The sequence below is a fragment of the Nocardia sp. NPDC050412 genome (assembly GCF_044458825.1).
In the GTDB taxonomy this organism is placed as follows: Bacteria; Actinomycetota; Actinomycetes; order Mycobacteriales; family Mycobacteriaceae; genus Nocardia.
The window spans coordinates 17,024-40,830 of sequence record NZ_JBITIJ010000020.1; the positions used below are offsets into that span (position 1 = coordinate 17,024).

21 protein-coding genes are annotated in these 23,807 nt (G+C 66.7%); 12 read left to right on the top strand and 9 right to left on the bottom strand.

The window, feature by feature from the left end; genetic code table 11:
- Positions 1-53 precede the first annotated feature (53 nt).
- Positions 54-1,391, bottom strand: a complete 1,338-nt coding sequence (locus tag ACIBI6_RS36305) for a lipase family protein (RefSeq protein ID WP_396959470.1) — start codon at positions 1,389-1,391, stop codon at positions 54-56.
- A gap of 171 nt (positions 1,392-1,562) precedes the next feature.
- Between ACIBI6_RS36305 and ACIBI6_RS36310 the strand changes: the two genes are divergently transcribed.
- From ACIBI6_RS36310 to ACIBI6_RS36325, 4 genes are all read left to right on the top strand, one after another.
- Entirely contained in the window at positions 1,563-2,345 is a 783-nt protein-coding gene (locus tag ACIBI6_RS36310) for an SDR family oxidoreductase (RefSeq protein ID WP_364359458.1), read from the top strand.
- A gap of 89 nt (positions 2,346-2,434) precedes the next feature.
- A complete protein-coding gene (locus ACIBI6_RS36315; protein WP_396959472.1) occupies positions 2,435-3,568 on the top strand; it encodes a hypothetical protein in 1,134 nt (377 codons plus the stop codon).
- A gap of 331 nt (positions 3,569-3,899) precedes the next feature.
- Positions 3,900-5,288 (top strand): hypothetical protein, encoded by a 1,389-nt coding sequence (locus ACIBI6_RS36320; RefSeq protein ID WP_396959474.1) that lies wholly within the window; start codon positions 3,900-3,902, stop codon positions 5,286-5,288.
- Positions 5,289-5,563: 275 nt separating this feature from the next.
- A complete protein-coding gene (locus tag ACIBI6_RS36325; protein WP_364359467.1) occupies positions 5,564-7,402 on the top strand; it encodes a phosphoenolpyruvate carboxykinase (GTP) in 1,839 nt (612 codons plus the stop codon).
- 305 nt (positions 7,403-7,707) lie between these two features.
- On the opposite strand, the gene ACIBI6_RS36330 is transcribed toward ACIBI6_RS36325, so the two are convergent.
- A complete protein-coding gene (locus tag ACIBI6_RS36330; RefSeq protein WP_396959560.1) occupies positions 7,708-8,442 on the bottom strand; it encodes a phosphohydrolase in 735 nt (244 codons plus the stop codon).
- 350 nt (positions 8,443-8,792) lie between these two features.
- Entirely contained in the window at positions 8,793-9,632 is an 840-nt protein-coding gene (locus tag ACIBI6_RS36335; RefSeq protein WP_396959477.1) for an NAD(P)H-binding protein, read from the bottom strand.
- 63 nt (positions 9,633-9,695) lie between these two features.
- Here ACIBI6_RS36335 and ACIBI6_RS36340 point away from each other — a divergent pair, with 63 nt between their 5' ends.
- The 3 genes from ACIBI6_RS36340 (at position 9,696) to ACIBI6_RS36350 (ending at position 11,663) form a co-directional block, all read left to right on the top strand.
- Positions 9,696-10,103, top strand: coding sequence for a winged helix-turn-helix transcriptional regulator (locus ACIBI6_RS36340; RefSeq protein WP_396959479.1), 408 nt, complete (start codon positions 9,696-9,698; stop codon positions 10,101-10,103).
- A gap of 104 nt (positions 10,104-10,207) precedes the next feature.
- Positions 10,208-11,158 (top strand): helix-turn-helix domain-containing protein, encoded by a 951-nt coding sequence (locus ACIBI6_RS36345; protein ID WP_364356088.1) that lies wholly within the window; start codon positions 10,208-10,210, stop codon positions 11,156-11,158.
- Between the two features lie 295 nt (positions 11,159-11,453).
- Positions 11,454-11,663, top strand: coding sequence for a hypothetical protein (locus ACIBI6_RS36350; RefSeq protein WP_364356085.1), 210 nt, complete (start codon positions 11,454-11,456; stop codon positions 11,661-11,663).
- Here the strand turns inward: ACIBI6_RS36350 and ACIBI6_RS36355 are convergent, their stop codons facing one another.
- Positions 11,664-13,106, bottom strand: a complete 1,443-nt coding sequence (locus tag ACIBI6_RS36355; RefSeq protein ID WP_364356082.1) for an aldehyde dehydrogenase — start codon at positions 13,104-13,106, stop codon at positions 11,664-11,666.
- A 208-nt stretch (positions 13,107-13,314) separates the two neighbouring features.
- Between ACIBI6_RS36355 and ACIBI6_RS36360 the strand changes: the two genes are divergently transcribed.
- Positions 13,315-13,614 carry a hypothetical protein gene (locus ACIBI6_RS36360; protein WP_364356079.1) on the top strand — a complete coding sequence of 100 codons (300 nt, stop codon included), beginning with the start codon at positions 13,315-13,317 and terminating at the stop codon, positions 13,612-13,614.
- A gap of 2 nt (positions 13,615-13,616) precedes the next feature.
- Here the strand turns inward: ACIBI6_RS36360 and ACIBI6_RS36365 are convergent, their stop codons facing one another.
- Complete coding sequence (locus ACIBI6_RS36365) at positions 13,617-14,366, bottom strand: class I SAM-dependent methyltransferase (RefSeq protein WP_364356121.1); 750 nt, start codon at positions 14,364-14,366, stop codon at positions 13,617-13,619.
- 215 nt (positions 14,367-14,581) lie between these two features.
- Here ACIBI6_RS36365 and ACIBI6_RS36370 point away from each other — a divergent pair, with 215 nt between their 5' ends.
- Positions 14,582-15,748 carry a glycosyltransferase family 4 protein gene (locus tag ACIBI6_RS36370; RefSeq protein ID WP_396959562.1) on the top strand — a complete coding sequence of 389 codons (1,167 nt, stop codon included), beginning with the start codon at positions 14,582-14,584 and terminating at the stop codon, positions 15,746-15,748.
- Positions 15,749-15,875: 127 nt separating this feature from the next.
- Here the strand turns inward: ACIBI6_RS36370 and ACIBI6_RS36375 are convergent, their stop codons facing one another.
- The 3 genes from ACIBI6_RS36375 to ACIBI6_RS36385 all read right to left on the bottom strand — a co-directional run bounded on the left by ACIBI6_RS36375 (position 15,876) and on the right by ACIBI6_RS36385 (position 19,192).
- Complete coding sequence (locus tag ACIBI6_RS36375) at positions 15,876-17,810, bottom strand: hypothetical protein (protein WP_396959564.1); 1,935 nt, start codon at positions 17,808-17,810, stop codon at positions 15,876-15,878.
- Positions 17,811-17,899: 89 nt separating this feature from the next.
- Positions 17,900-18,367 carry a MarR family winged helix-turn-helix transcriptional regulator gene (locus ACIBI6_RS36380; RefSeq protein ID WP_396959483.1) on the bottom strand — a complete coding sequence of 156 codons (468 nt, stop codon included), beginning with the start codon at positions 18,365-18,367 and terminating at the stop codon, positions 17,900-17,902.
- A gap of 57 nt (positions 18,368-18,424) precedes the next feature.
- The gene (locus tag ACIBI6_RS36385; protein ID WP_364356070.1) at positions 18,425-19,192 is read right to left on the bottom strand and encodes an alpha/beta hydrolase; all 768 of its coding nucleotides are present in this window, start codon (positions 19,190-19,192) and stop codon (positions 18,425-18,427) included.
- 165 nt (positions 19,193-19,357) lie between these two features.
- On the opposite strand from ACIBI6_RS36385, the gene ACIBI6_RS36390 reads away from it, so the two are divergent.
- Both ACIBI6_RS36390 and ACIBI6_RS36395 read left to right on the top strand, forming a co-directional pair.
- Entirely contained in the window at positions 19,358-20,752 is a 1,395-nt protein-coding gene (locus tag ACIBI6_RS36390; RefSeq protein ID WP_396959566.1) for a polysaccharide biosynthesis protein, read from the top strand.
- An 84-nt stretch (positions 20,753-20,836) separates the two neighbouring features.
- Complete coding sequence (locus ACIBI6_RS36395) at positions 20,837-21,202, top strand: VOC family protein (RefSeq protein WP_364356067.1); 366 nt, start codon at positions 20,837-20,839, stop codon at positions 21,200-21,202.
- A gap of 63 nt (positions 21,203-21,265) precedes the next feature.
- On the opposite strand, the gene ACIBI6_RS36400 is transcribed toward ACIBI6_RS36395, so the two are convergent.
- Positions 21,266-22,372, bottom strand: coding sequence for a DUF3068 domain-containing protein (locus tag ACIBI6_RS36400; RefSeq protein ID WP_364356064.1), 1,107 nt, complete (start codon positions 22,370-22,372; stop codon positions 21,266-21,268).
- A gap of 238 nt (positions 22,373-22,610) precedes the next feature.
- Between ACIBI6_RS36400 and ACIBI6_RS36405 the strand changes: the two genes are divergently transcribed.
- A complete protein-coding gene (locus tag ACIBI6_RS36405; protein WP_396959486.1) occupies positions 22,611-23,789 on the top strand; it encodes an acyltransferase family protein in 1,179 nt (392 codons plus the stop codon).
- Positions 23,790-23,807: the final 18 nt, after the last annotated feature.

Below are 23,807 nucleotides of genomic sequence, written 5' to 3' on the forward strand. Positions count from 1 at the left end.
GCGGGCAGCAAGCGGTCGTAGCGGACCGCTTGCGGATCACCCGAGACGAACAGTTATGCGGCGCGTACGCGGGGGATTCGAGTCGCTGGCTCGGTCTCCTGACGCAGCGGCTTGCCCAGCGCCACCTTGAGCGCGGTGCCGAGCATTTCCCATAGCCCGCGCACGCCGGTCGGCGAGGCGGCGACCGACCACACCGTGCTGTCGCCGACATCGCGCACCGGTTTTCCGGCGAGCCGATCGCTGAGCCAGTCCAGGCTGATCGGGGTGGCCAGCGGAAGCAGCGAGAAATGCTCGCTGAGCCGGTCGCGCACGTAGGTGACCTGCGTGCCGCCCCGGCGATAGCGCTCGACCTGGCCGTCGACGCCGTCCATATGGATGATCTGGTCGTGCACCGGCTGCACCACCAGCAGTGGGCAGGTCGGGGCGGAGTGACCGAGGCGCAAGTCGTCGAGCATGGCCTGCATCTCGGGTGCGGCGAGCACCTCGGCGAGCGGACGGCTCAGATGGTGGCCGACATCTCTATTGATGAGCCCGAGAACCGCCGCGATCGGTGTGGACCGTTCTGCGTGCTCGATCAGCCGGTGGCCCTCGGCATCGCAATCGCTCTCGAAGACCGCGGCCAGCGCCGGGTAGAGCCTGCGCAGCACCGCCACCACAATCGCGGGTAATCCGGCGTAGTGCCCGCCGTTGAGCCGGGTGAAGACCTGGCCCGGATCACCAACCGGCGCACCGAGCACCGCGCCGACGATATCGAGCTCCGGCGCGTAGGTCGGCGCCATCTCCACCAGCCACGAACTGGCCATGCCACCACCGGAATAACCCCAGACCGCGATCTGGGTATCGGGATGCAGACCCAGCGGTGCGAAGCGCAGCGCGGCGCGGATTCCGTCGAGTCCGCGGTAGCCGGGCTCGCGTGGCGCACCGAAATTCCCGTGCGGGCCCTCGTGGTCGGCGATGCTCACTGCCCAACCCCGGCGCAGTGCGTTGGCCACGAGCATCCATTCGAGTTGGGTGACCGAGCCGAGCGCGTGCGAACCGCGACGCAGGGCGTAAGAGGGGGAACATCGCTCGGCGACCGCGTCCATCGCGGTCTGGAAGGCCAGCAGCGGGCGGTCCTCGTTCGGGTCGGCGTCGAGCGGCAGCAGCACCGTGGTGACCGCCGCTTCCGGCGTGCCGTGCATATCACAGCTGCGGTAGAGCAGCTGCCAGGCCGAGGCCTGCTGCGGCACAAGTCCGAACAGTGCGAGTTCGACGCGACGGCTGCGCAGGATGGTCCCGGCCGGACGAGCCGCGAAGCCTTTCGGTGGTCGGAGGAAGGGATCGCTACTGGGTAGCAGTGGCTTCCTATCGCCGGACGCGTCCGGCTCAGCACCGATGACATCGACGGTCACGGCAACCTCCTCATCGAGACCAGCGGAACGGATTCCGCCTGGTCGGCTTGCCGCCTTCGAAAAGCGAAGCTGCGCACCGTCTATGGTGCCGACCATCCCGCCAGATTAAGTGACCACGGCATCTGTGGGAACCCCGAGGTAGGGGGCTTGCTCCCGCACTAGACTGCGCGCATGAGTAGACCGACTGTGTTCATCACCGGTGCGGCGGCGGGTATCGGCCGGGCCACGGCCCTACTTTTCGCTGCACAGGGGTATCACGTCGGTGCGTACGATATCGATGAGTTGGGGCTGACCAGGCTCGCGTCCGACATCCACGCCACCGACGGCAGTGTGCGCACCGGGGTACTGGATGTGACGAACGACACTCACTGGACCGAGCGTCTCGCCGAGTTCAACGGTGACGAGAATCGGCTCGACATCCTCATCAACAATGCTGGCGTTCTGCGCGCTGGACGGTTCGAATCGATCGAGCTGGCCACGCACCAGACGATCATCGATGTCAATCTCGGCGGGGTGATAGCGGGTACGCATGCCGCGTTCAGCTATCTGCGCGATACGCCCGGCGCTCAGGTGGTGAATCTGTGCTCGGCATCGGCGATCTACGGACAGCCCGAACTCGCCAGCTACGGCGCGACCAAGTCCGCGGTCAAAAGCCTCACGGAGGCGTTGGATCTCGAGTGGGAGCGCCACGATATCCGGGTGATCGCGGTGTGGCCGCTGTTCGTATCCACCGCCATGGTGGAAGGGATGGAAACCGGCACGACCAAGTCGCTCGGCGTGCGTCTGACCGCCGAGGACGTCGCGCAGGGGATCTGGGACGTGACCCGCAAGCGCGGACGGCTGCCGCGCGTGCACTACGAAATCGGCGCGCAGGCAAAGGTACTGGCGGCCGCCGCGAAATACGCGCCGAACTGGGCCGTGCGAACCGCGAACAAATACTTCAGCGGCAGCTGATCCTTTCCAGCGACCCACAAGCAGTCGCCAGCGGCCCGTCCGCGCGGTATGTCTGCAAGAATGGCGCACCGAAAAGGGGGTGTGCAGCTTTGCCGACAACCACCGAATCCGAGGGGCCCCGGATCCGACCGGGCGGGCCCGCACGGGAACTGGACCAACTCGACCACCTGCTCGCGGTGCTGCGCTCGGGTGCTGATCCGCGGATCGTGGGCCAGGTGGGGACCGCCATCGCGCGGTGGCGTCGGCCGCCGCGCATTCAGGTGACCGGGCGGGCGCATACCGGACGGACCACGGTGCTGCATGCGCTGGCGCTGATGTCGGCGGTGGAGACGGCTCCGATCGACGAACCAGGCGTGGCCGATCCTGAACTCGACGCCGACGTCATCGTCTACGTGCTCGCCGGTGCGCCACAGCCCGCGGACCGGCGGATTCTGTCGGAATTGCCGCCGGAGCGCACCGTCGCGGTCTTGAACAAGGCCGATGCCATCGGGTCGCGGTGGGGTGATGCGGTCGCCGCCGCCGAGCAGTGCAGCGGCGGCCTCGGCACCATCACACTGCCCGTGGTCGCCTCGCTGGCCGTGCGCACCAGGGCCGGTGCGGTGAGCGAGGCCGATATGGTCACGTTGCGCCGCCTCGCCGAAACCGCAGATCCGGCGCTCACGCTCTCGCCGGACCTGTTCGTCGCGGCATCGGCAGGACCCGATGTCGCCGAGCGCGAAGAACTGCTGCAGCGCTGGGATCTGTACGGCGTGACCTGCGCGCTGTCCGCTCTGCGCCAGGACCCGGAACTCGGTCCGCACGCACTGCTGCAGATCATGCACGCGGCCAGCGGTATCGATCCGCTGCACCGCCTACTGCACCGCCGCTACGAACAGGTATCCGCACTGCGCGGCGGCGAACTCCTCGACGAACTGATCCGCCTCGCCGCCCGCGCCGTGCCCGTCGACGGCGCGAACGCACGGGACGTTTTGGAGGACTACCTCTTCGGCGACGACGCGCTCTGGCTCGGCCTCTGCGCGGGCCTCGCCTACCCGGAGGTCGCCCATCTGGCCGCCGGATATCGCGCACCCGCACCGTCCGATGCCGACGACGCCCTGGCCCGGGCCGCCCGCTGGCGCGCCGTGGTCTCCAGCGATATGTCCCCCGCCGCTCGCCGCGCCGCCCTCCGCGTCCACAACGGCTACATCCGGCTATGGGAACGGATGAGCAGTGCCGGCCTCTGAACAACCGGATTCCGCACGCGCGGAGCCGGGCTCGACTGCGCCCGAGCGTGATGAATCCGCCACTGCTCCACGCCGATCCGCGAGTGGTTCGGCGGCACAGGCATCGCCGCCCAGCGGATCGCCGACCAGCGGGGATGAATCGGCTGGACCAGCGGAGCGACCGGCCGCCGCGCAGGGGCGGTCAGCGGTTGCGTCACGCGGGGCTCCTTATGGATCGCCCGAACCCGAGAAGGGCTCGCTGGCGCCAGAGGTCGAGGCGGTCATCGCACGGTGGAATCCACAGGGGACGGCGCTGTTGCGCGCGGTACGGGGGACGGGGGTGGCGTCGGCGGTGTCGTTGATCGGGCCCGATGACGCAAATACGAGCCTGTTGCGCACCGAGCTGGCTCGGTTCGAGCCGCGGATCCCGCTCTCGGATCCGGCGCCCGATGCGAGCGCGGCCGTGGAGACCACGTCGCCGTCGGGTAATGCGCCGTCAGCGGTCGCGCTCATACTGCTGGACGCGGGTAGTGCCCTCGGTGCGGACACCCTGCATGTGGTGCAGCGCCTGCGCGCCGACGGCACCAGGATCCTGCTCGCCATGAACGGCATCCACGCCTATCAGGACTGGCGCGCGGTGCAGGCGCACAACCTCGAACTGCTCGCCGCCCAGGGCATCGACGATCTGGCGATCGTGCCGGTATCGACGCGGCTCGCGGTGGCGGGCCGGGCGGCGGGCGATGCCGGCCTGCTCGATCGCTCCGGCCTCGGCGCGCTACACGCGGAACTCGCGGCGGCGACGGCCGGCGCCGAATCCGACGACCGGATCGCCACGGTCACCACGCGCGTGTTGACCGATACCCGCAGGCGGGTCGTCGAACAGGTCGCGGTGCTGCGCTCCGGCGCGGAACCGATCCAGTGGCGCGAGGAACGCGCCGTGCTGCTCGCCGGACGTGACGGCGGCCGCGCCACCGCCATGTCCACCCTGCGCAGCCAACTGCATCTGGCCAGGGTCGATCTGATGACCGATGTCGGGGCCAGGGTCCGCGCACTGCACGCCGCCGCCCGGGGCGAACTCGACCGTTTGCGTCGCGCCGAATCCGCCGGCTATCCCGAACGCTTACAGCAGGCGGTCAACGAACTGACCAACGCCGTGGACGGGACCATCGATCAGCGGCTGTCCGAGCTCACCGATCGCATCGGCGCAGTACCGGAACACGACCGCGACACGCCACCGCGATGGCGCGATCCGGCCCTGCGCGTCGGCCCGGATCCGGAGCCGCGGCATCGAGGTGTCGAAGATCACCTCATGATCGCGCTCGGCGCCTCCGCGGGGGTCGGCATCGGCCGTCTACTGGTCGCCCCGTTCTCGGTCGTGCAGGCCCTTGATTTCGCGACCGTACCGGTGACGCTGCTGCTCGGAGCCGGTGCGGCGGCTTGGGTGGTGCGCGCCCGCGGTCAGGTCGCCGACCGCGCGCACCTCCGTCAATGGGTCGCGGACGCTTTGGTGAATGTGAAGGCCCAGTTGGAGCAGCGGGTCGCCACCGCACTGGTGGAATCGGAGACCGCGCTATCGGACCGCGTCATCCGCGCGAGCACCGAGCGAATCGTCGAAATCGACCGTCAGGTGGCCGAATTGGAGGCCAGACTGCGCCGCGCAGCGGCCGAGCAACCTGGTCAGCTCGCCGCCTGCGAACGCGATATCGCCATCCTCGATCGGTATCGCAGTTCTTTTGATTAGGTAACTTAGTGGGTACTCCTGCAGGAACCCGATTCCGTACTGGTCGTCACATCGCGTTAACCTCTTAAGCAGGAACCTGGGCGTCCGCTTCGTCCTTGTACGCGGTCCAGCCATGACGCGCTTTCGACTGGTCGTAGCGGGTGCCTTCCCGCCAACGGTGGCGCTCGGTGTATTCGCGCTGGTCATGGGCATTACCGCAGCGACTGCTCGCAGGTCGCTCGAAATGGTCAGCCTAGGCGGCTACACCGTGAACCGCCCATCTCAGGAGAGTTTTCATGACCTCAGCGACCATTCCTGGTCTTCGCGATTCCGACGGCAAGCAGCCGACCGAGCACAGCGAACTACTCGCCTGGGTACAGGACGTCGCAGAACTCACTCAACCAGAGCGAGTGGTCTGGGCGGACGGTTCCGACGAAGAGTGGGAACGGCTGACCACCCAACTCGTTGCGGCGGGCACCTTCAAAAAACTCAACGAGGACAAGAAGCCGAACTCCTTCCTCGCCCTCTCCGACCCCTCCGATGTGGCGCGTGTCGAATCCCGCACCTACATCTGTTCGAAGACCGAGGCCGACGCGGGCCCGACCAACAACTGGGTCGACCCCACCGAGATGCGCGCCACCATGACCGAGCTGTACCGCGGCTCGATGAAGGGCCGCACCATGTACGTGGTGCCATTCTGCATGGGCCCGCTCGGTGCCGAGGACCCCAAGCTGGGCGTGGAGATCACCGACTCCGAATACGTCGTGGTCTCGATGCGCGTGATGACCCGCATGGGCGCCGCCGCGCTGGAGAAGCTCGGCGCCGACAAGCCGTTCGTGAAGGCATTGCACTCCGTCGGCGCTCCGCTGGCCGAGGGCGAGGCCGATGTGCCGTGGCCGTGCAACGACACCAAGTACATCACCCACTTCCCCGAGGACCGCGAGATCTGGAGCTACGGCTCCGGATACGGCGGCAACGCGCTGCTCGGCAAGAAGTGCTACTCCCTACGCATCGCCTCGGCAATGGCCCACGACGAGGGCTGGCTGGCCGAGCACATGCTGATCCTCAAGCTGATCTCCCCTGAGAACAAGGCGTACTACATCGCCGCGGCCTTCCCGAGCGCCTGCGGTAAAACCAACCTCGCGATGATCCAGCCGACGATTCCCGGCTGGCGCGCGGAGACCCTCGGCGATGACATCGCCTGGATGCGTTTCGGCAAGGACGGCCGCCTGTACGCGGTTAACCCCGAATACGGCTTCTTCGGTGTCGCACCGGGCACGAACTACAGCTCCAACCCGAACGCCATGGCCACAATGGAGGCGGGCAACACCGTCTACACCAACGTCGCGCTGACCGACCACAATGACGTCTGGTGGGAGGGCCTGGAGGGCGAGCCCGATCACCTGATCGACTGGAAGGGTAACGACTGGTACCTGCGGGAGACCGAAACCCTTGCCGCGCACCCGAACTCGCGCTACTGCACGCCGATGTCACAGTGCCCGATCCTGGCTCCCGAATGGGACGACCCGCAGGGTGTGCCGATCTCGGCCATTCTGTTCGGCGGCCGCCGCAAGACCACCGTCCCGTTGGTGACCGAATCCTTCGACTGGCAGCACGGCGTCTTCATGGGCGCGACCCTGTCGTCGGAGCAGACCGCCGCCGCCGAAGGCAAGGTCGGCACCGTGCGCCGCGACCCGATGGCGATGCTGCCGTTCATGGGCTACCACGTCGGTGACTACCTGAACCACTGGATCAATGTCGGCAAGAACGCGGATGCGAACAAGCTGCCGAAGATCTTCTACGTCAACTGGTTCCGTCGCGGCGGCGACGGCCGGTTCCTGTGGCCCGGATTCGGTGAGAACTCCCGCGTACTGGAGTGGATCGTCGGCCGCATCGAGGGTTCGGCGCAGGCCGAGCCGACCGCGATCGGCAATGTGCCCACCGCCGCTCAGATGGACCTCGAGGGTCTGAAGGTGGACCCCGTAGATGTCGATGAGGCACTCGCCGTCGATGCAGACGAATGGCGCAAGGAGATCCCGCTCATCGAGGAGTGGTTCGAATTCGTCGGCGACAAGCTGCCTTCCGGGGTGCGCGACGAGTTCGAGGCGCTGAAGGAGCGTCTGGGCTCTGCCTGATTTGCAGCGCCTGCGGCGCTGCGTGTTCGCGGCCCCCTAGTGTCTCGCGGCCGAGCGGCCGAGACTGGCGACTTCGTCGCATGCGCTTCGGCCGCGAGACGGGCCCCGAACGGTCGCTCGTAAGACTCGCTCCGTGGTGGCTGAGTAGTGGCGAAACTCGCGGACTTCGTCGCGTGTGCTGTGGTCGCTCGGCTGCGAGCGGGTCGCTCGTGAGACTTGCTGTGTGGCTGAGTTGTGGTGAAACTCGTGGCACCGCTCGCACCATCTTTCACGATGGTGCGAGCGGTTTCGTTTGTGGTGGAGGTCTATTCGGAGAAGGGTGCGCGGCCGATCAGTTGACGGAAGCCCGCGGTGCGCATGAGCCATCGAGTGCGTCCGTCCGGCACCGCGGACGCCTCGTTCGTCAGCGCTTCCGTCATGTGCTTTTTGAAGTCGTGTCGCGGATGACGGCGCAGCAGTTCCTCGACCCAGCGCGGATCGAGATCGGACATTCGAGCTCCGAACACGTCCACGGCAGCACCGGCGGAAACAAAGCCGAGATCGTCGACCTTATCGGCGACCCCGATGGTGAGATGCGCGGCGATCGCGGCACCGACCGTCTCCGCCTGCTCCGGTGTGGCACCTGCGCCGAGGACGAATCCGACGGCGCGCTCCGCCCCGGTCACCGCGAAACACCTTCCGGGCGTTGGATGTTCGAGCTGCAAATCGTGCAGCAGGCAGGAGACGTAGGCCAGCTCGTCGTCGTATTTCGTGCCATCGAATTCAGCGAGCGCGCGCCCGAAGAAATAGCTCCGATACGAGTGTTCCGATACGTGCACCGAAAGGCATTCCCGCGCTTCCTCTTCGGCGGCCTTGGCCAGCTTCGAATCGGGCAGTCGGAGTTCCGCGAAATCCACCCGCCCGCTGCCGCCTCTCCCGAGTGCCAAGGCGGCCTGCCCGGCAACGAGCCGGGGCACGCCCGCAACGAGCTTGGCGGTCAGCTGCCTGCGCTGACTACTGGAAAGCGCCCCACCGGTACGCCTCGCCCATTCCCAATCCATCCCCGCAGGCGCACCCACGTCGATCTCCTTCTCCTCGAACACGTCTCGCTCTCAGTGAAGCCCCCCAGTCCCACACCGACGAGTGGCGCAAATGCCAGTAACCCTCGGATTCCCGCCAATCGCGCGCCCCACCACATTCGCTGAACCACCGCAGCCCGGTCGTCTCCGACATACCGACAGCCGCCCCGGCTGCCGACGGCCCCAACCAACGCCCAGAACCAGCGCACCACCACCCGGCTCGGACCCAACGACTACATCCAACAACCCCTTCGATCACCCGACGGTGCTGTTGCAATCACCCCTCGAGCCCAAGCGAGAAGCCTCAGCCAGTTCCACCTGATCTCGATCGGTCAGCGGAAGTCGAGAGCGTGATCTTGTGCCCACTGGGCGAAGGTGTGGGCGGGGCGGCCGGTGAGGTCTTGGACGATCGTTGATACCTGCGGCGGGTCGGTAACTCCGGCCTTCCATCCGGCCAGGACGGCCTCGACGCCGATTTCCGGCATGGTCTTGCGCATCTCCACACGGGCCTGCTCGTCGGAGATGACTTCGAAGGCGATTTCGCGATCGATGGCCGCGCCGATCTGCTGCACTTGCTCGCGCAGCGTCAGTGACTCGGGACCCCAAACGGTGTAGGCCTGGCCTTCATGACCAGGTTCGGTCAGCGCGGTGACCGCGAGCTCCGCCAAATCTTTCTCGTGGATAGGTGCGGTCCGGGCATCGGGATACGGCAGCCGGACGACACCCTCGTCACGGATGGAATGCTGCCACCACCACAGCGCGTTCGTGGCGAACATGCCGGGGCGGATGAAGGTCCAATTCAGACCGGACTTCTCGATCGCGGACTCGATAACGCTGTGCATCAAGGCAATTGGATTGCTCGACGCATTGCTCTGCAGCACGGCGCCCGACGATAGGAACACCACGTGCTGGATCCCGGCGGCTTCGGCGGCTGCCACGAAACCGTCGATCCCCTCGGGCTTGGCGTAGAGGAATACGCGCTGCGCGCCTTCGAGCGCGGCGGGCAGCGTTTCGGGCTGCTCGAGATCGGCCGCGACGACCGTCGCGCCCGGCGGGAAGCCCGCGACGGAGGGTTCCCTGCTCGTCGAACGGACCTGTTCCCCTCTCGAAATCAGGCCCGCCACCACGTGGCGACCGACATTGCCTCTGGCTCCGAAAACAACTGTGACCATGGCGGCAGCGTAGGCCGGCAGGCTTACCTATGGTAAGGACATACCTTCAGGTAAGCTCCAGAGATGGCGGTACGTCCGCAGGTCCAGCCCACTACCTGGCAGGGCATGAGTGACGCATTCAACAGCGAGTGTCCGGCGCGCGAGGTGCTCGACCACATCACGAGCCGCTGGGGCATGCTGATCCTGACCGCGTTGACCGATGGCCCGCACCGGTTTTCGGAGCTGCACACCAAAATCGGTGGCATCAGCGAGAAAATGCTGTCGCAGACGTTGCGCACGCTCGGGCGCGACGGGCTGATCGCGCGCACCGTCGAGCCCAGCACGCCACCGCGGGTCAGCTACGAACTCACCGAACTCGGCCAGGGACTCACCGAGTCGCTGCATCAGTTCCTCGGCTGGATCCGTGAGCACACGGTCGAGGTGATGGCCGCCCAGAGCCGCCACGACCGTCGGATCAGCCCCACAACATAGAGCCGCTCCGCGAGGGGCCGCCGCAGTGCTGAAGACGAGGGCCAGCGGTGCACAGCAGGTGGCAGGAGTTACGTTGACACTCGGATTCATGCCAGACTGAGAGTGTGAAGCAGGTAGTCGCGCTGGCGCTGGATGGCGTCATGACCTACGACCTGGCATGTGCGGTGCAGGCATTTCGCCACGGGCCGGGCAAGACCGGGGAACCGGTGGGGTTGGAGATGCGGACCTGCGGCGTGCGGCCGGGGCCGGTGTGGACGCCGAATGGTTTCGAACTGCGGGTCGACGAAGGGCTAGAGGCGCTGGCGAGCGCCGACATCGTGGTGGTTCCGGGCATCGCATTGCCCACGCTGCCACCGGCCTACGAGGTGCTCGATGCACTCCGGGCCGCATCGGCGCGTGGCGCGACCATGGTGAGCATTTGCGTCGGCGCATTCATCCTGGCGCGGGCCGGAGTCCTCGACGGACGGCCTGCCACCACCCATTGGGCGTATTGCGATGAGTTCGCTGCGTTGTTCCCAGCGGTCAAGCTCGACCCCGCCGCACTGTATGTGGACGACGGCGATGTGCTCACCTCGGCGGGATTGTCCGCGGGAATGGACCTATGCCTGCATATCGTGCGTCGTGAACTGGGCGCGGGTGTGGCGGCCGATCTGGCCCGCTGGAATGTGACACCACCGCACCGTGAGGGTGGTCAGGCGCAATACATTCCGGATGCTTTGGGCGGCAATGAGTTTCCCGGCGCCCTGGCCGCGACCATGGCCTGGGCGGCGGCGAATCCGGCGGCGGCGCCGGATGTTTCAGCGCTTGCTGGACATGCGCTGATGAGTGAGCGCACGTTTATCCGTCGATTCAAAGCTGAGGTGGGCACCACGCCGCGGCGCTGGTTGGACGGGCAGCGAACGGCGCGTGCCAGGGAATTGCTGGAGGTCACCGAACTGCCCGTCGAAGTTGTTGCGGCACAGTCCGGATTCGGCAGCGTCACCGCGCTGCGGGTGCATTTGCGCGCCGCTACCGGGACGACGCCCGCCGGTTATCGCCGGTCGCTGCGCCGCTAGCGGATCTTGTCGGCGAATGCGCGTGCCGCGTGGTATCGATCTGCCGATGTTCTCGGATTGTCGGACCTGCGGCCGCAGGTGCGCTACCGTTGATTTGCCCGGACGTGCTTCGTACTGAAAGAAGGCCGGTCCGGCAGGGGTTTATGCTTTGCGTGTTCTTCGTCTCATGACCGAACAGTTCGATTGCTAATTATTAACTGTATGACCTATATCGACTGAACTACTTCCCTTTCGACTCGCGAATCCGCCTACCAGCGGCCAGCGATGAGATCGACGCATGAGAGGTGGTTGGAGCATGACCGATCTCGAAATCGGCCGGTTGGCGCCGCAGGTCGCCGGTATCGAGCCAGCGCCGGCGAGCACCCCGCTACGGCGCGCTGCCGGACGTTTGCAGGAGGTGCTGCCAACGGGTTGGCAGGTCGAAATCGTCGACGCCGGTGCGCCGAGCATCGTCGACGCACCGGGCCGTCAGCCGGTAGTCCGGGTGGTTATGCCGGGGGCTTGACTACTCCGTCCACCCCATCGGCATGAGCAGGGACTTCTGCTCGCAGAATGCGTCCAGACCCTCCGGTCCGTTCTCCCGGCCGAGGCCGGAGTTCTTGTATCCGCCGAACGGCGAACTCGGGTCGAACGCATACCAATTGATCGCGTAGGTTCCGGTGCGCACCCGCGCCGCGATTTCCGCGCCGTGCTCGATATCCGCGGTCCAGACCGAGCCGGCCAGGCCGTATACGGAATCGTTCGCGATGGCCACCGCTTCGTCCTCGGTCTCGTACGGGATGACCGACAGGACCGGGCCGAAAATCTCCTCCTGCGCGATCGTCGACTTGTTGTCGACATCGGCGAAGATGGTCGGCTCGACGAACCAACCGCGGTCCACATCCGCCGGGCGACCGCCACCGAGTACCAGTCGCGCACCCTCTTCCTTGCCCATGGCGATATAGCCCTCGACACGGTCACGCTGACGTTCGGAGATCAGTGGGCCGAAGGTCGTCGCTGGATCGGTGGGATCGCCGGTCTTCAGCGTCTGCACGTGCTCGACCAGCGCGTCCAGGATCTCGTCGTAGCGGCTGCGTGGCGCGAGAATGCGGGTCTGCGCGACGCAACCCTGGCCGCTGTTCATCAGACCGGAGAACGCGAGCACCGGAATATTGGCGATATCCATATCAGGCAACAGGATTGCCGCCGATTTGCCGCCGAGCTCGAGCGAGACGCTCTTGAGCTGTCCGGTCGCAATGGCGCCGATCTTGCGACCGACCGCGGTGCTGCCGGTGAAGGTGACCTTGTCGACACCCGGATGCGAGACCAGGTACTCCGCGGCATCCGCCTCGGCGGGCAGGATCGACAGCACGCCCTCGGGCAGGCCCGCCTCGGTGAAGATTTCCCCGATCTTGTTGGCGGTCAACGGAGTCAGCGGCGCGGGCTTGAGCACCATCGTGCATCCGGCGAGCAATGCGGGCGCGATTTTATTGACCGCGAGGAACAGCGGGACATTCCATGCCGTGACGGCCGCGACCACCCCGCGCGGTTCCCGCGAGACTCGCGCGGTGCCGAACAGGCCGGTGCGGGTTTCGTTCCAGGGGAAGGATTCGGCCAGTCCGGCGTACGCGTCGAGCGCGGCCACCGCCGGAATCTGGTTGAGCGTCATGGCGATCATCTGCGGTGCGCCCATTTCCGCGGTGAGCGTGGCGAGCAGATCGGCCGAACGCTCCTCGATCAGGCGGGCGGCGCGTGTCAACACCTGGGCGCGCTCCGCGGGCGGTGTGGAGGGCCAGGGACCGTTGTCGAAGGCGTGCCGGGCGGCGGCGACGGCTGCGTCGACATCGGCGCGACCAACCACCGGGACGCTGCCCACCGGCTCGACCGTCGCGGGCGAGATGACCTGAAGGCGCTCGGTGCCGGCGGGCGCGGTCCAGCGGCCGCCGATGAACAGGCTGTCGTAATGCATGAGAACACGTTACAGTTTTGTCGCCCGATTGTCTGTAACGTGTTTCAGTTTCCCGTGTGGTCGACCTTCTGAACAGCGCGAATTCCAACCTGTCGGTTCGCTTTTCAGAGAACGCACTATTGCGTTCTGTTAATGCACCGGTCATGCTGTAGCTACTGATCAGCTCGCTCGATTCATGAACCGATTACGCAATTGGGGAGTCAGAGCCATGGCGGTGCAAGTGATCGGCCGGTCGCTGATGACCAGCGACCAGACCGAGCATCAAGCTAAAAGCGTCGGCGCAGGTGGGTGGGTAGTTTCCTTCCTACCGGGCCGGACGCTGACCATCGAGCAGGCTACGGCCGCGATGCAGGCCGCCGAGGCGGTCGCCGTCGTCGGAATGCTGGCTGATCAGGTCGGCCTGACCACCCTCGAGACGGTTGGCCTGGCCATTCAGGAATCCCCCTGGGCGGCCAGGATCAACGCATGTGGGCGCAGGAACTGGCGCCGGGGCTGGCTGGAGAAGTAGCCCTACGGCTTGGTGGCCACAACCACCAGATTGCTCACCAATAACTCTCGCAATACGGGTACGCGAACCACCCACCAGGCCCAGCGTGGGTGGTAGCGGGGGAAAACGATGCGCACATCTGCGGAAGTGCCTGCCGCCCAACGCAACCCGTCGGCGGCACGGACCGCGAACAGCGATTTGCCGAAGCGGTTCTTCGGTTCCCGGCCGGTCTTGCGACGGTATCGGCGCGCTGCGAACTCGCCACCGAGGTAGTGCCACGGTCCCGTTTCGTGGCCGCCGAACGGGCCGTGCCACACCGTGTACGACAGCACGATCAAACCGCCAGGACGGGTCACGCGGACCATTTCGTCGGCCATGACCCACGGCTGCGGCACGTGCTCGGCAACGTTCGAGGAGAAGCAGATGTCGACAGCGTTGTCGCGGAACGGCAATGCCATACCGGACCCGCGCACCGCGCCGGCCACCGAAAGTCCGGCGGCGTGCATCTCCGATGGGTCGGGCTCGACGGGAATGTAGCGTGCACCGGTCTTCACGAATTCGTCCGCGAAGTAGCCGGGGCCGCCGCCGACATCCAGGATGGTCGCGCCATCGAGGCCGTGGCCGCTGACGTCTCTGTAGAAATCGCCGATCATCGCCCCGCTGTCGGCGGCCAGACCGCCGTAGAACAGTGCGGGATCGGTCTGCTCGAACCGGAAACTGCCGAGCAGCCGCAACGACCGGCGCAGGGTCGCCCGCCGCGCGAACCGGGACATGGCTCGTCCGCTCCGTGGGGCGTGCGCCACCACGGCCTCGGCTGGCTCGGTTTCAGCTGTCGGCACGGCGCAGAGTCTCGCATAGTGCGGGCGATGCACCGCAGTCCCGCCTGCCTGGGGTGGGAATTCCCGCGCGGTGCGGACTGGCCGGTTGGTGGCGCGGGTTAGGGTGTACGGCGATATCCGTGACCCTGCTGACCGAGAGAAGCTCCACCGTGCGCGAAGTCCTCCTGCTGTGCTGGCGAGACACCGGGCACCCGCAGGGCGGCGGCAGCGAACGGTACCTGGAACAGGTCGGTGCGCAGCTCGCCGCGCGGGGGGTCAAGGTCACCCTGCGCACAGCGCGGTATCCGGGCGCAGCGAAGCGGGAGCGTATCGACGGCATCGATATCAGCCGGGCGGGCGGGCGCTTCTCCGTTTACCCGCGGGCGCTGGCCGCGATCGCACTCGGACGGCTCGGCATCGGTCCGCTGCGGGGCCTGCGGCCCGATGCGGTGATCGATACGCAAAACGGGATCCCATTTTTCGCGGGTGCGGCGACCAAGGCGCCGTCGGTCGTACTGGTGCATCACGGGCATCGGGAGCAGTGGCCGGTCGCCGGACGGTTCGTCGGCTGGATCGGCTGGTGGATCGAATCGCGGCTCTCGCCCCGGGTGCATCGGCACAACCAATACCTGACCGTTTCGTTGCCCTCGGCCGAGGAACTGGCCACGCTGGGAGTGGACGGTTCCCGGATCGCGGTGGTCCGCAATGGCGCTGAACCCGTTCCTGTGGATGCGCCCACCGGCTGCACCGAGACACGCGCCGAAGAACCGCGCATCGTTGTGCTCTCGCGGCTGGTGCCGCACAAGCAGATCGAAGACGCATTGGCGGTTGTCGCCCGGCTACGGAGTCGGATACCCGGCCTGCGGCTCGATGTGATCGGTGACGGTTGGTGGGCGGACAACCTGAAGGCCGATGCCCGCGAACTCGGCATCGCCGATGCGGTCACCTTCCACGGCCACGTCGACGAGCGGCGCAAACACGAATTGCTAGCGCGCGCTTGGGTACATGTGCTGCCGTCGCGCAAGGAGGGCTGGGGCCTGGCGGTCATCGAGGCGGCGCAACACGGCGTACCGACGATCGGTTACCGCAGCTCGCGCGGCCTCACCGATTCCATTGTCGACGGAGTGACCGGGATGCTCGTCGACGATGTGAGCCAGCTCTGCGAGTCCGTCGGTGAGCTCATCGGTGACACCGAAGCGTGCGCTGTCATGGGTGAGAAGGCCCGGGCCCGTGCCCGTGAGTTCTCTTGGGAGCAAACCGGGAACGGCGTGTACGAGGTGCTCGCGGCTGCGGCTCGAGGGGAGCACACCTCGGGGCTCATCCCGCCTGGGCCCTGATCGCTCACGCCTGCTGTCGGGCGACGAATTCGTCGGTGACGGTGCGTCGTTGGGAGGTCGTGGCCGGTGTATCCGATCGGGGAGTCGGTGCGTGGTGCGGCCCAGGTGTGAACGCCGTCAACGGTTTTCACATGGTGGGGCGTGGGCGCAAGGTGGCCGCCAGCAGCAGGCCCCCGACCAGGAGGGCGGCCCAGAGGAGGTGGGCGGCGTAGGTGATCACACGGTGTGCCGACTGTGATTCTGCGTGATGGTCGGGGGTGTCGGGGACGCGGTACAGCGCCAGTTGGGGGTCGGCGTAGACCGACTCCAGCTGGGCGAGTGTCGTTTTCGACTCGCCGAGCGGTCCGGGTGTGGTGCGTTCGACGAGGACCCAGCCGACCCCGAGCTCAGCCAACCGCCGCGCCGAATCACCGTGCAGCAGTGCGGTTTCCACCTCCCGCGCCCTGGCGCCCTCACCGGCCACGGTGCGCCCGTGTACCGGTAGCTCACCGGTTTGCAGCACATCGCGCGGCAGCATCCGCGGCGCCGGATCCAAAACCGCCACCTTGCCGCTGTACGGAAACTTCCGAAACATCCCGCCGGGCAACACCGCAACATCCCCGGGCCCGTCGATCCGCTCCGCAACCCGCTGCCAGCCGACCGGATAATGCACCGGCTTCAGCGCCCCACCGACGCCCCAAGCCATATCGAACAGCGGCAGCACCAGCAGTGCGATGAATACCATTGCGGTCGATGCCATTCCGGGCGAGCGGGCAGGCTGCTTCGCCGCGAAGCGCACGGCGACCGCTCGGCACCCAGCGGCGGCGCACAGCGCATACGCGGGCATGGCAAGCGCCACATACTTCTGCGTATCCCGCAATAACCCCGCCCCCGGGACATGAGTAACAAGCCACTCCATACCGCTCATACCCCACGACGTCGCCCCGAGTGCAGGCAGCACGACGGCGAAAGCCGCCAGTACCAGCAGCCGGCGACGAACTCGCAAGCTCTCACGATGGATGCAGTCGCCAGCGGGTGCAGCGTTGTCTCCGCTGGTCGCGAGAGTGGTATGCCCGACCTCGGGATGCTTCGACGGGGTTGTCGCGGTGCCGGTGTTGGACTCATCGATACGTGCAGTGCTGGTCGGGGGTGTGGACTGAGCAGCGGCATGGCCGTTTGTGCTCGTCTTGATCCCGGCGGTGCTGCGGAGACCAATGGCTACGAGGATCAGGAGTAGGGCGGTGGCGATCAGGGCGAGGGGGGTGGTGCGGGAGGCGGGTACCGAGTCGGCGTTCCAGATTCCGCCCAGTCCGGCCAGGGAGCCGAGTGTGCCGAGGGCGGGTTCGGCGCGGGCTGCGAAGGCGACGATTCCGGCCGGGTCCGAGGGCGCGGTCCCGGCACCCGACAAAGCCGCCGCCGCCAACCAGGGAGCGGACGCCGCCGATAGTAGAACCAGCGCCCCGAGCACACTTCGACGCCCGACCAGCACCAGCGCGATGCTGCCCGCCAGTAGAGCGCCGGTCGGCGTCAGCCCCGCCGCCGCAAAACACCCGGCCAGGGCACCCCAGGAACCGACCGCGCCCGTGCGTGCCCCCGCGTCGGAGCCGCTCGCCCGTCGCCCCCGGATGCGAATTCGATAGGCGGCCAGTGCGGTCCAGGGCAGTGCCGCGTATCCGGTCAGCAGGCTCCAATGCCCTTGGAGCACACGTTCGGCCACGTAGGGGTTCCAGAGCGCGACGGTCACGGCGACCAATTGCGGCCCAATCGATACCCGCAGCAGTTCCCTGGCCAGCACCGCCGCCCCATACCCGGCCGCCCACAGCGCCACGAGCAGGATCGTCTTGACGATCAACCCGCCGTCGACGATCGGCGACAGCGTGGCCAGCATCGCATCCTGGGGAACCGCTCGCGGAGCGGCGTCACCGAGCCCGAGCGCAGAGTCCGTCAGATACGACCGGGGTGTGCTCACCGCATCTCGCAAAAGCAGATAGCCCGGCCCCAACAGTGGCCCAGCGATCACCACCGCCAGCGATCCGCTGTAACCGGCGGGGACGAAGCTTGCCCACCGGTTGCGTCGAGTCAGGCCGCTGCCACTCACGCCTGTGCACCTTACGTACCGACGAGCAAACCACCACCTTCCGGTACCCAGCGCCTGCTACCGGCTGGGCGACCTCAATGCCGCCCTTGCAGAGCCGCACGACGTTCGACCGCCCGCACTGCGGGAAAGTCGGCGGCGAAGCCGCGCAACAGTCGCAGCGTCTCGTCGACGGGTTGACCCGTGGTCGCCGTGTCGATCGCGCCGTACAAGCGCTCCTCCACCCGCGCCACCTCCGCGGCGAGGCGGCCTCCGGCGGGGGTGAGGCCGAGGGTGATCTGGCGTCGGTCGGTGGAGCCGGTCTGCTTATCGATCAGGTCCATGGCGACGAGTCGGTCGACGAGTCGGCTCGGGCTGCCACCGGTCTCACAAACCAGCAGGTCGCCGAGCCCGGCCAAAGTCAGCGGCTGATGGTCGGCAAGTACGCGCAGCACCTCGGCCTGGGATGGAGTCAGTCCTAATGGCCGTAACTCGGACGACAGTTTTCGGTTTCCCTCCCGCTGAATGGCGAGGATGAGATAGCGCAGTTCCTCAGCCGGCCGCACGGGTTTGCACCTGTCGAGCGCCGTCGAATGAGCGGGTGGACGTCATGGGCTACCACTTTAGATGTCGTGTAACGGGCTGACGCGGTGCATAGGCAGCTGGCTGCTGAGCTCCTCGTCACGGAGGAACTCGGCGATGGTGTTCGCGTAGGTGTGCGGGTGGGAGAAGCGGAACATGTGGCCGGTGCGTTCCAGGATGACTTCCCTGGCGTCGGGGATGCCCTCACGTAGCACCGTCGCCGCCGCTTCGCCGATCAAGACGTCATGTGAGGGCGTAAGGATAAGCGTGGGCACCGCCACTTGCCCGAGTTTGCCTGTGTAGTCGGCGTTCAGTGCCGCGATCGCCCGGGCGCCGAAGGATTGGGCGGGGGTGTTGTCGAGGAACAGGTTACGGCTGTCGGCCTTACTCCATGGGATCTGCCCCTCGTGATCATGCGGCGAGGCCAGATTGTGGGCGTGGGCGCGCAGGGCTACCTGACGGTAGAGCGGTCCGCGCATCCGCCCCATGGCGCGCATCGCGGTTTTCAGGACTGGCGAAGAGATCGGATTGGCGGCGAATCCGCCCGACAACACCAGGCCTTTCAACCCGCGCGGTCGGCGGACGGCCAGCGCCAGCGCGATATTCGCGCCGAAGGAATCGCCGATCAGCACGAACTCCTTCAGATCCGCGACTACATCGGCCACGGCATCGGCATAGGCCTCTATATCGGCGACGGCTTCGGGGAGCCGCATCGTGCGCATGGGGTGGGCGGCCAGTGGCGTGAGCTGCTCGATATCCCACGGGGCGCCGGAGAAGCAGGGAACAAGTACGAGAGTTGGTTCGGTCATGTATTTAGATTACACGACATACATGTCGTGTAATCTAAATAGTGGCGCAGGTCACGATGGCGGGCGCTTGCGGGGCGTGGAGTGATGGGGTGGGACGATTGCCGCGTGCCTGCAGTGCGTCGCCTCCCCGTCGTGGCGGATCTGACGTTGGTCACCGCCGGGGCGATGACGGCCAATGTGGCGGGATATCTGCTGCAGATGCTGGCCAGCCGTTGGTTGGGGGTCACCGGATACAGCGAATTCGCCAGCTTGCTCGCGGTGCAGCTGTTATGTGCGGTACCCGCACTGGCGTTGCAGAACGTGGTGGCCAGGGAACTGGTGCGCGGTGCGCGTGTCGCGGCGCTGCGCGGGTTGCAGTGGCGGTGTGCGGTGATCGTCGCGGTAGTCGCCGCGGTGCTGGTACCGGTTGTGACCGCAGTACTGGACGTCGGCGTACTCGCCAGTGCAGCCGCCCTCGGCGCGGCCCCCGCGTTGGTCCTGCTATCCGGTGAACAGGGAATCCTGCAGGGCAGCAGACGCTTCCGGGCCCTGGCCGTAGTCCTGGGCGCGGCCGGAGTAGCGCGCGTGGTGCCGGCATTGGTCGTCCTCGCAGCGGGTGGCGGCACAGCTCCCGCATTGTGGGCCGCCGCGACAGGAATCGTCGTCGCCGCCGCATTCGCCCGCTCCGCCGCAGGCTCGCCCGCATCACGCATTCGCCCCGCTATTGCCCCCGCGACGGAACGGTCGCAAGGGCCGCCGGATGCCGCGGCCGCCGACGGACCGATGCCCGGCGCAGCGCGGCCGCCATCTCCGGGACGCGATGTTTTCGAGGATGAGGCTGCGCGATCTCGATGCGAAGATGCAGCAGATCCTGCGGCTGAGCAATCGCGGCTCGGGGGTGCGGCCGAGGGGAGCGCAGCGGGAGGGCGGACTCGCGGGACATCGGGCGAGGCCGCACAGGGTGTGCGTTCGGTCGGCGTGTTGCCGGTGTTGCGGGCGGCGCAGGTGCAGGCGGCGTTGATGGCATTGTCGTCGGCGGATTTGATCGTTGCGCGAATAGTTTTGGACGAGGCGGATGCGAGCCGCTACGCGCTCGGGGCGATCGCGGCGAAGATCGCGTTCTGGCTGCCGCAGGCCGTGGGAGTCGTGCTGTATCCGCGGATGGCGCAGCCGACGCATTCGGCGCGTGCGATTCGGGATGCACTGGCAGTGCTGTCGGGCATCGGAATCGTGGCGGTATTGGGCGCTGCCCTGGCGGCGCCGGTCGCGCCATTGTTCGCGGGACAGGATTACGCGCCGATCCAAGGCTTGCTGTGGTTGTTCGCTCTGCAAGGAGCCATACTCGCGGTGCTACAGGGTGCACTGCTTTCGGCGATCGCGGTGGACCGCACCGCACTCGCCGCGGTGACCTGGCTCGGGCTGGGGATCGAGGTGGTCCTCATGACCTGCTTCGCCCGCTCGATACCGACGCTGATCACCACCGCCGTCGGTGTCGCTGCCGCTACCACCATGTTCGTTGCCGTGATCGTATTGCGTACCGCGGACCGCTCCGGCACGGGCGAGCCGCGCGTATCCGGCTGAACACGCGCTATCCGAGGCATAACCGACTCGGCGGGCCGACAGAACAGCCGTCGCGGAGCCCTCCGCTCACCTAGCATCACCAGCATGATCACCGCTGTGCACACACTGGTCTACGCGGAGGATCCGGACGCGGCCCGCGCCTTCTTCCGTGACGTTCTCGGCTGGCCGAACGTCGACGCCCACGACGGCTGGCTCATATTCGGGACCGGGCCGAGTGAGCTCGGAGTGCATCCCGCGGATGGGCCGCCGCGCCACGAGATTTCGCTGATGTGCGATGACATCGAGCAGACGATGGCGGAATTGGGCGGACGTGGGGCGCAATTCGTGGGTGAGATCGCCGAGCGGAGTTTCGGGCGCTGCATCGATATGAAGATTCCTGGCGCGGGGGTGATGCTGCTGTATCAGCCGTCGCATCCCGTTGCCTACGCGCTGGGTTCGTCCACGCCCTAACCAACGCCGAACGAACTCGGCTCCCCGACATAACGTCGGGGAGCCGAGCTGTCGGACTAACTATCAGAGATTCTTCTGGATCCTGATCTGCTCGGTCGGAGCATCATCCCCACCACGACCCGGCCCACGCCGACCTGCACCGGCCGGGGCAGCTCCGTCGCGGATCCCGAGGAAAACACCGCCGACCACGGCGATGACACCCAGCACGCCGAGCACGATCGGCATGATCCGGCCGTACAGCGACAGCTTGTCGATGTTCTCCTTGGCCACCGAGATCTGCGATTCGACGGTGTTCTCGTCGAAGACGAGGTGCGACTTCAGCGCGGTGACATCCGGGTGGTCGCCGCTGCGTGCGTAGTACAGGTGGATCTGCTCGCCACCCTTGATCACGGTGCCGGTCCGCGGCTCGACCCACAGGTCGCGGGTGTCGGTGTAGAAGCGGGTCATGGTGACCGGGTCGTCACCCTCGAGTCCCCACTTCGAGGCGGGCAGGCTCAACTTGTTGGTCGGCGACTGGATCACGTCCCACATGTTGGTTACCGGCACCGACATCTGGAAGCGGTAGACCTTCATGTCGTTGATCTCGGACTCTTCGATGAACTTGGCGTCGTAGGACTTACGCGCATTGACATCGAAGTACGGGTAGCTCTTCTTCTCGGTGCCGATCGGGAAGCGGTACTGCAATCCGGTGTGCTGAACCGGGTCGGCAATGCTCTGCATGTCCTTGTTCACCGTGACGGCGATGGAGCCGTTGGGGTCCTTGGCCACCGGGTCGCCGGACTTGCGGTCGATGGTGACCCGGTCGACGGTCGCGGTGAGCAGGCCGGTGTCGCCCTGCTTATCGATGCGCCGCAGAGTCTGACCGGCCTGCACGGTCATCTCGGTGGCGTCGGAGGGCTCTTCGACGGTGAGGAACCGCTGCGAGATCAGCGGCACGTTCGTGTCGATCTTGGCCGCGCCTTCCGGTGCGGTGAGCGACTTGGAGTCCAGGACCAGGCTGTCCTCGCCCGGCTGGTTCGTCGCGATGGTGGTGATCTCGAGATCGAGTGGAGTTTTCGCCAGTTTGCTGACGGTGTAGGTCGGGATCATCACCGCGGCGACGATCAACAACGCGCCCAGACCCACGAGCAGGCAGGCCACCGTCCTTCTGGTTCCGGCACTCAGTGCCATGCAAACTCTCCTCGTCGTAGAACACAGGTCTGTACGGCGAGTACTGCGGGCGCGCCGCTGCACTCGTGAGCCCCGACACTAACAGCCCGATGTCGTACCATGCGGTGCCGAGGCCGGATTCGACCCAGAAATCGCCCGAGTCTAGCGTGAAATCTGAAACGTTGGGTTACCAGCTGGTAGGAGATTCCCGTAGCGACTGCTTGCAGGTCGCTCGAAAAGGCCTGCAGACTGGAGTTCGATGACCGCCACCCTACCCGCACCGACCACCGACGCTCCCACGCGCGCACGCGGTTTCGTGCCCGCTCTGGAAGGTATGCGCGGCATGGCGGCACTCGGTGTGCTGCTGACCCACGTGGCATTCCAGACCGGCGCCGCGAGTACCCCTGTGCTGGGGCGGATTTGGGAACGGTTCGATATGGCGGTCGCGGTGTTCTTCGCGCTGTCGGGTTTCCTGCTGTGGCGTCCGCACGCGCAGGTGGCGCGCGGACTTGGGACCGCGCCGTCGGTCGGCTATTACCTGCGGCATCGGGCGGCGCGCATTCTGCCCGCGTATTGGGCTGTGGTCGCCGCGGTGCTGATCCTGGTGCCGAGTGCGGCCGATACCGCCGGCCTGCGGGTATGGGCGTCGAATCTGGCGTTGACGCAGGTCTTCGTGCCGCTCACGCTCACCGACGGACTCACCCAGATGTGGAGTCTGTCGGTCGAGGTGGCCTTCTATGTTGTGCTGCCGCTGCTGGCATTCGCGGCGGTGCGGCTGCGTGGCGATGCCGCGCGCTGGCGCATTCCGGCGATCCTCGCGCTCGCGGTGGTGAGCCTGGGCTGGAACTTCATTCCGGTGCCGACTCCCGATGCCATTCACGCCGACAATTGGCTGCCCGGATATCTGCCGTGGTTCGCGGGCGGCATGTTGCTCGCCGAGCTCGTCGAAAATAGCGACCAGCTATCGCCACGGCTTCGGATGCTCGCCAATCAGCCGGTGATGTGGAGTATCGCGCTGGTCGCCTTCCTGATCTCCGCCACCGATCTGGGCGGTCCCGCCGGTCTGACGCGCGCCGAGCCATGGCAATACGCGGCCAAGATGGGTTTCGGCGCGATCATCGGTTTCGCGCTGCTCGCACCGCTGGTGCTGCGCCCGCCCGGCGCCCGTCCGCATCGCTGGTTGGAATCAGGGGTCGCCGCGATGATCGGCCGCTGGTCCTACGGCATCTTCCTCTGGCACCTCGCGGTGCTTTCGGTGGTGTTCCCGGTTTTCGGAATCCTGCCGTTCGGCGGCAATTTCGGGAAGGTGCTCATCCTGACGATCGCGATCACCGTCCCGATCGCCGCGGCCAGCTATGCCCTCGTCGAGGAACCGGCGCGTCGGTTCGCGCGTGATCGGGATCGTGCCAGGGCGGCGCGGCGGGCCGAGGTGAGCTGAGCGCCAGCTGTCGGGCAG

Excerpts from the sequence above, each read along its gene's own strand:
- ACIBI6_RS36310 (WP_364359458.1), top strand. The coding sequence starts at position 1,563 with ATGAGTAGACCGACTGTGTTCATCACCGGTGCGGCGGCGGGTATCGGC.
- ACIBI6_RS36325 (WP_364359467.1), top strand. The coding sequence starts at position 5,564 with ATGACCTCAGCGACCATTCCTGGTCTTCGCGATTCCGACGGCAAGCAG.
- ACIBI6_RS36330 (WP_396959560.1), bottom strand. The coding sequence starts at position 8,442 with ATGGATTGGGAATGGGCGAGGCGTACCGGTGGGGCGCTTTCCAGTAGT.
- ACIBI6_RS36335 (WP_396959477.1), bottom strand. The coding sequence starts at position 9,632 with ATGGTCACAGTTGTTTTCGGAGCCAGAGGCAATGTCGGTCGCCACGTG.
- ACIBI6_RS36340 (WP_396959479.1), top strand. The coding sequence starts at position 9,696 with ATGGCGGTACGTCCGCAGGTCCAGCCCACTACCTGGCAGGGCATGAGT.
- ACIBI6_RS36350 (WP_364356085.1), top strand. The coding sequence starts at position 11,454 with ATGACCGATCTCGAAATCGGCCGGTTGGCGCCGCAGGTCGCCGGTATC.
- ACIBI6_RS36355 (WP_364356082.1), bottom strand. The coding sequence starts at position 13,106 with ATGCATTACGACAGCCTGTTCATCGGCGGCCGCTGGACCGCGCCCGCC.
- ACIBI6_RS36360 (WP_364356079.1), top strand. The coding sequence starts at position 13,315 with ATGGCGGTGCAAGTGATCGGCCGGTCGCTGATGACCAGCGACCAGACC.
- ACIBI6_RS36365 (WP_364356121.1), bottom strand. The coding sequence starts at position 14,366 with ATGTCCCGGTTCGCGCGGCGGGCGACCCTGCGCCGGTCGTTGCGGCTG.
- ACIBI6_RS36385 (WP_364356070.1), bottom strand. The coding sequence starts at position 19,192 with ATGACCGAACCAACTCTCGTACTTGTTCCCTGCTTCTCCGGCGCCCCG.
- ACIBI6_RS36390 (WP_396959566.1), top strand. The coding sequence starts at position 19,358 with ATGACGGCCAATGTGGCGGGATATCTGCTGCAGATGCTGGCCAGCCGT.
- ACIBI6_RS36395 (WP_364356067.1), top strand. The coding sequence starts at position 20,837 with ATGATCACCGCTGTGCACACACTGGTCTACGCGGAGGATCCGGACGCG.
- ACIBI6_RS36400 (WP_364356064.1), bottom strand. The coding sequence starts at position 22,372 with ATGGCACTGAGTGCCGGAACCAGAAGGACGGTGGCCTGCCTGCTCGTG.
- ACIBI6_RS36405 (WP_396959486.1), top strand. The coding sequence starts at position 22,611 with ATGACCGCCACCCTACCCGCACCGACCACCGACGCTCCCACGCGCGCA.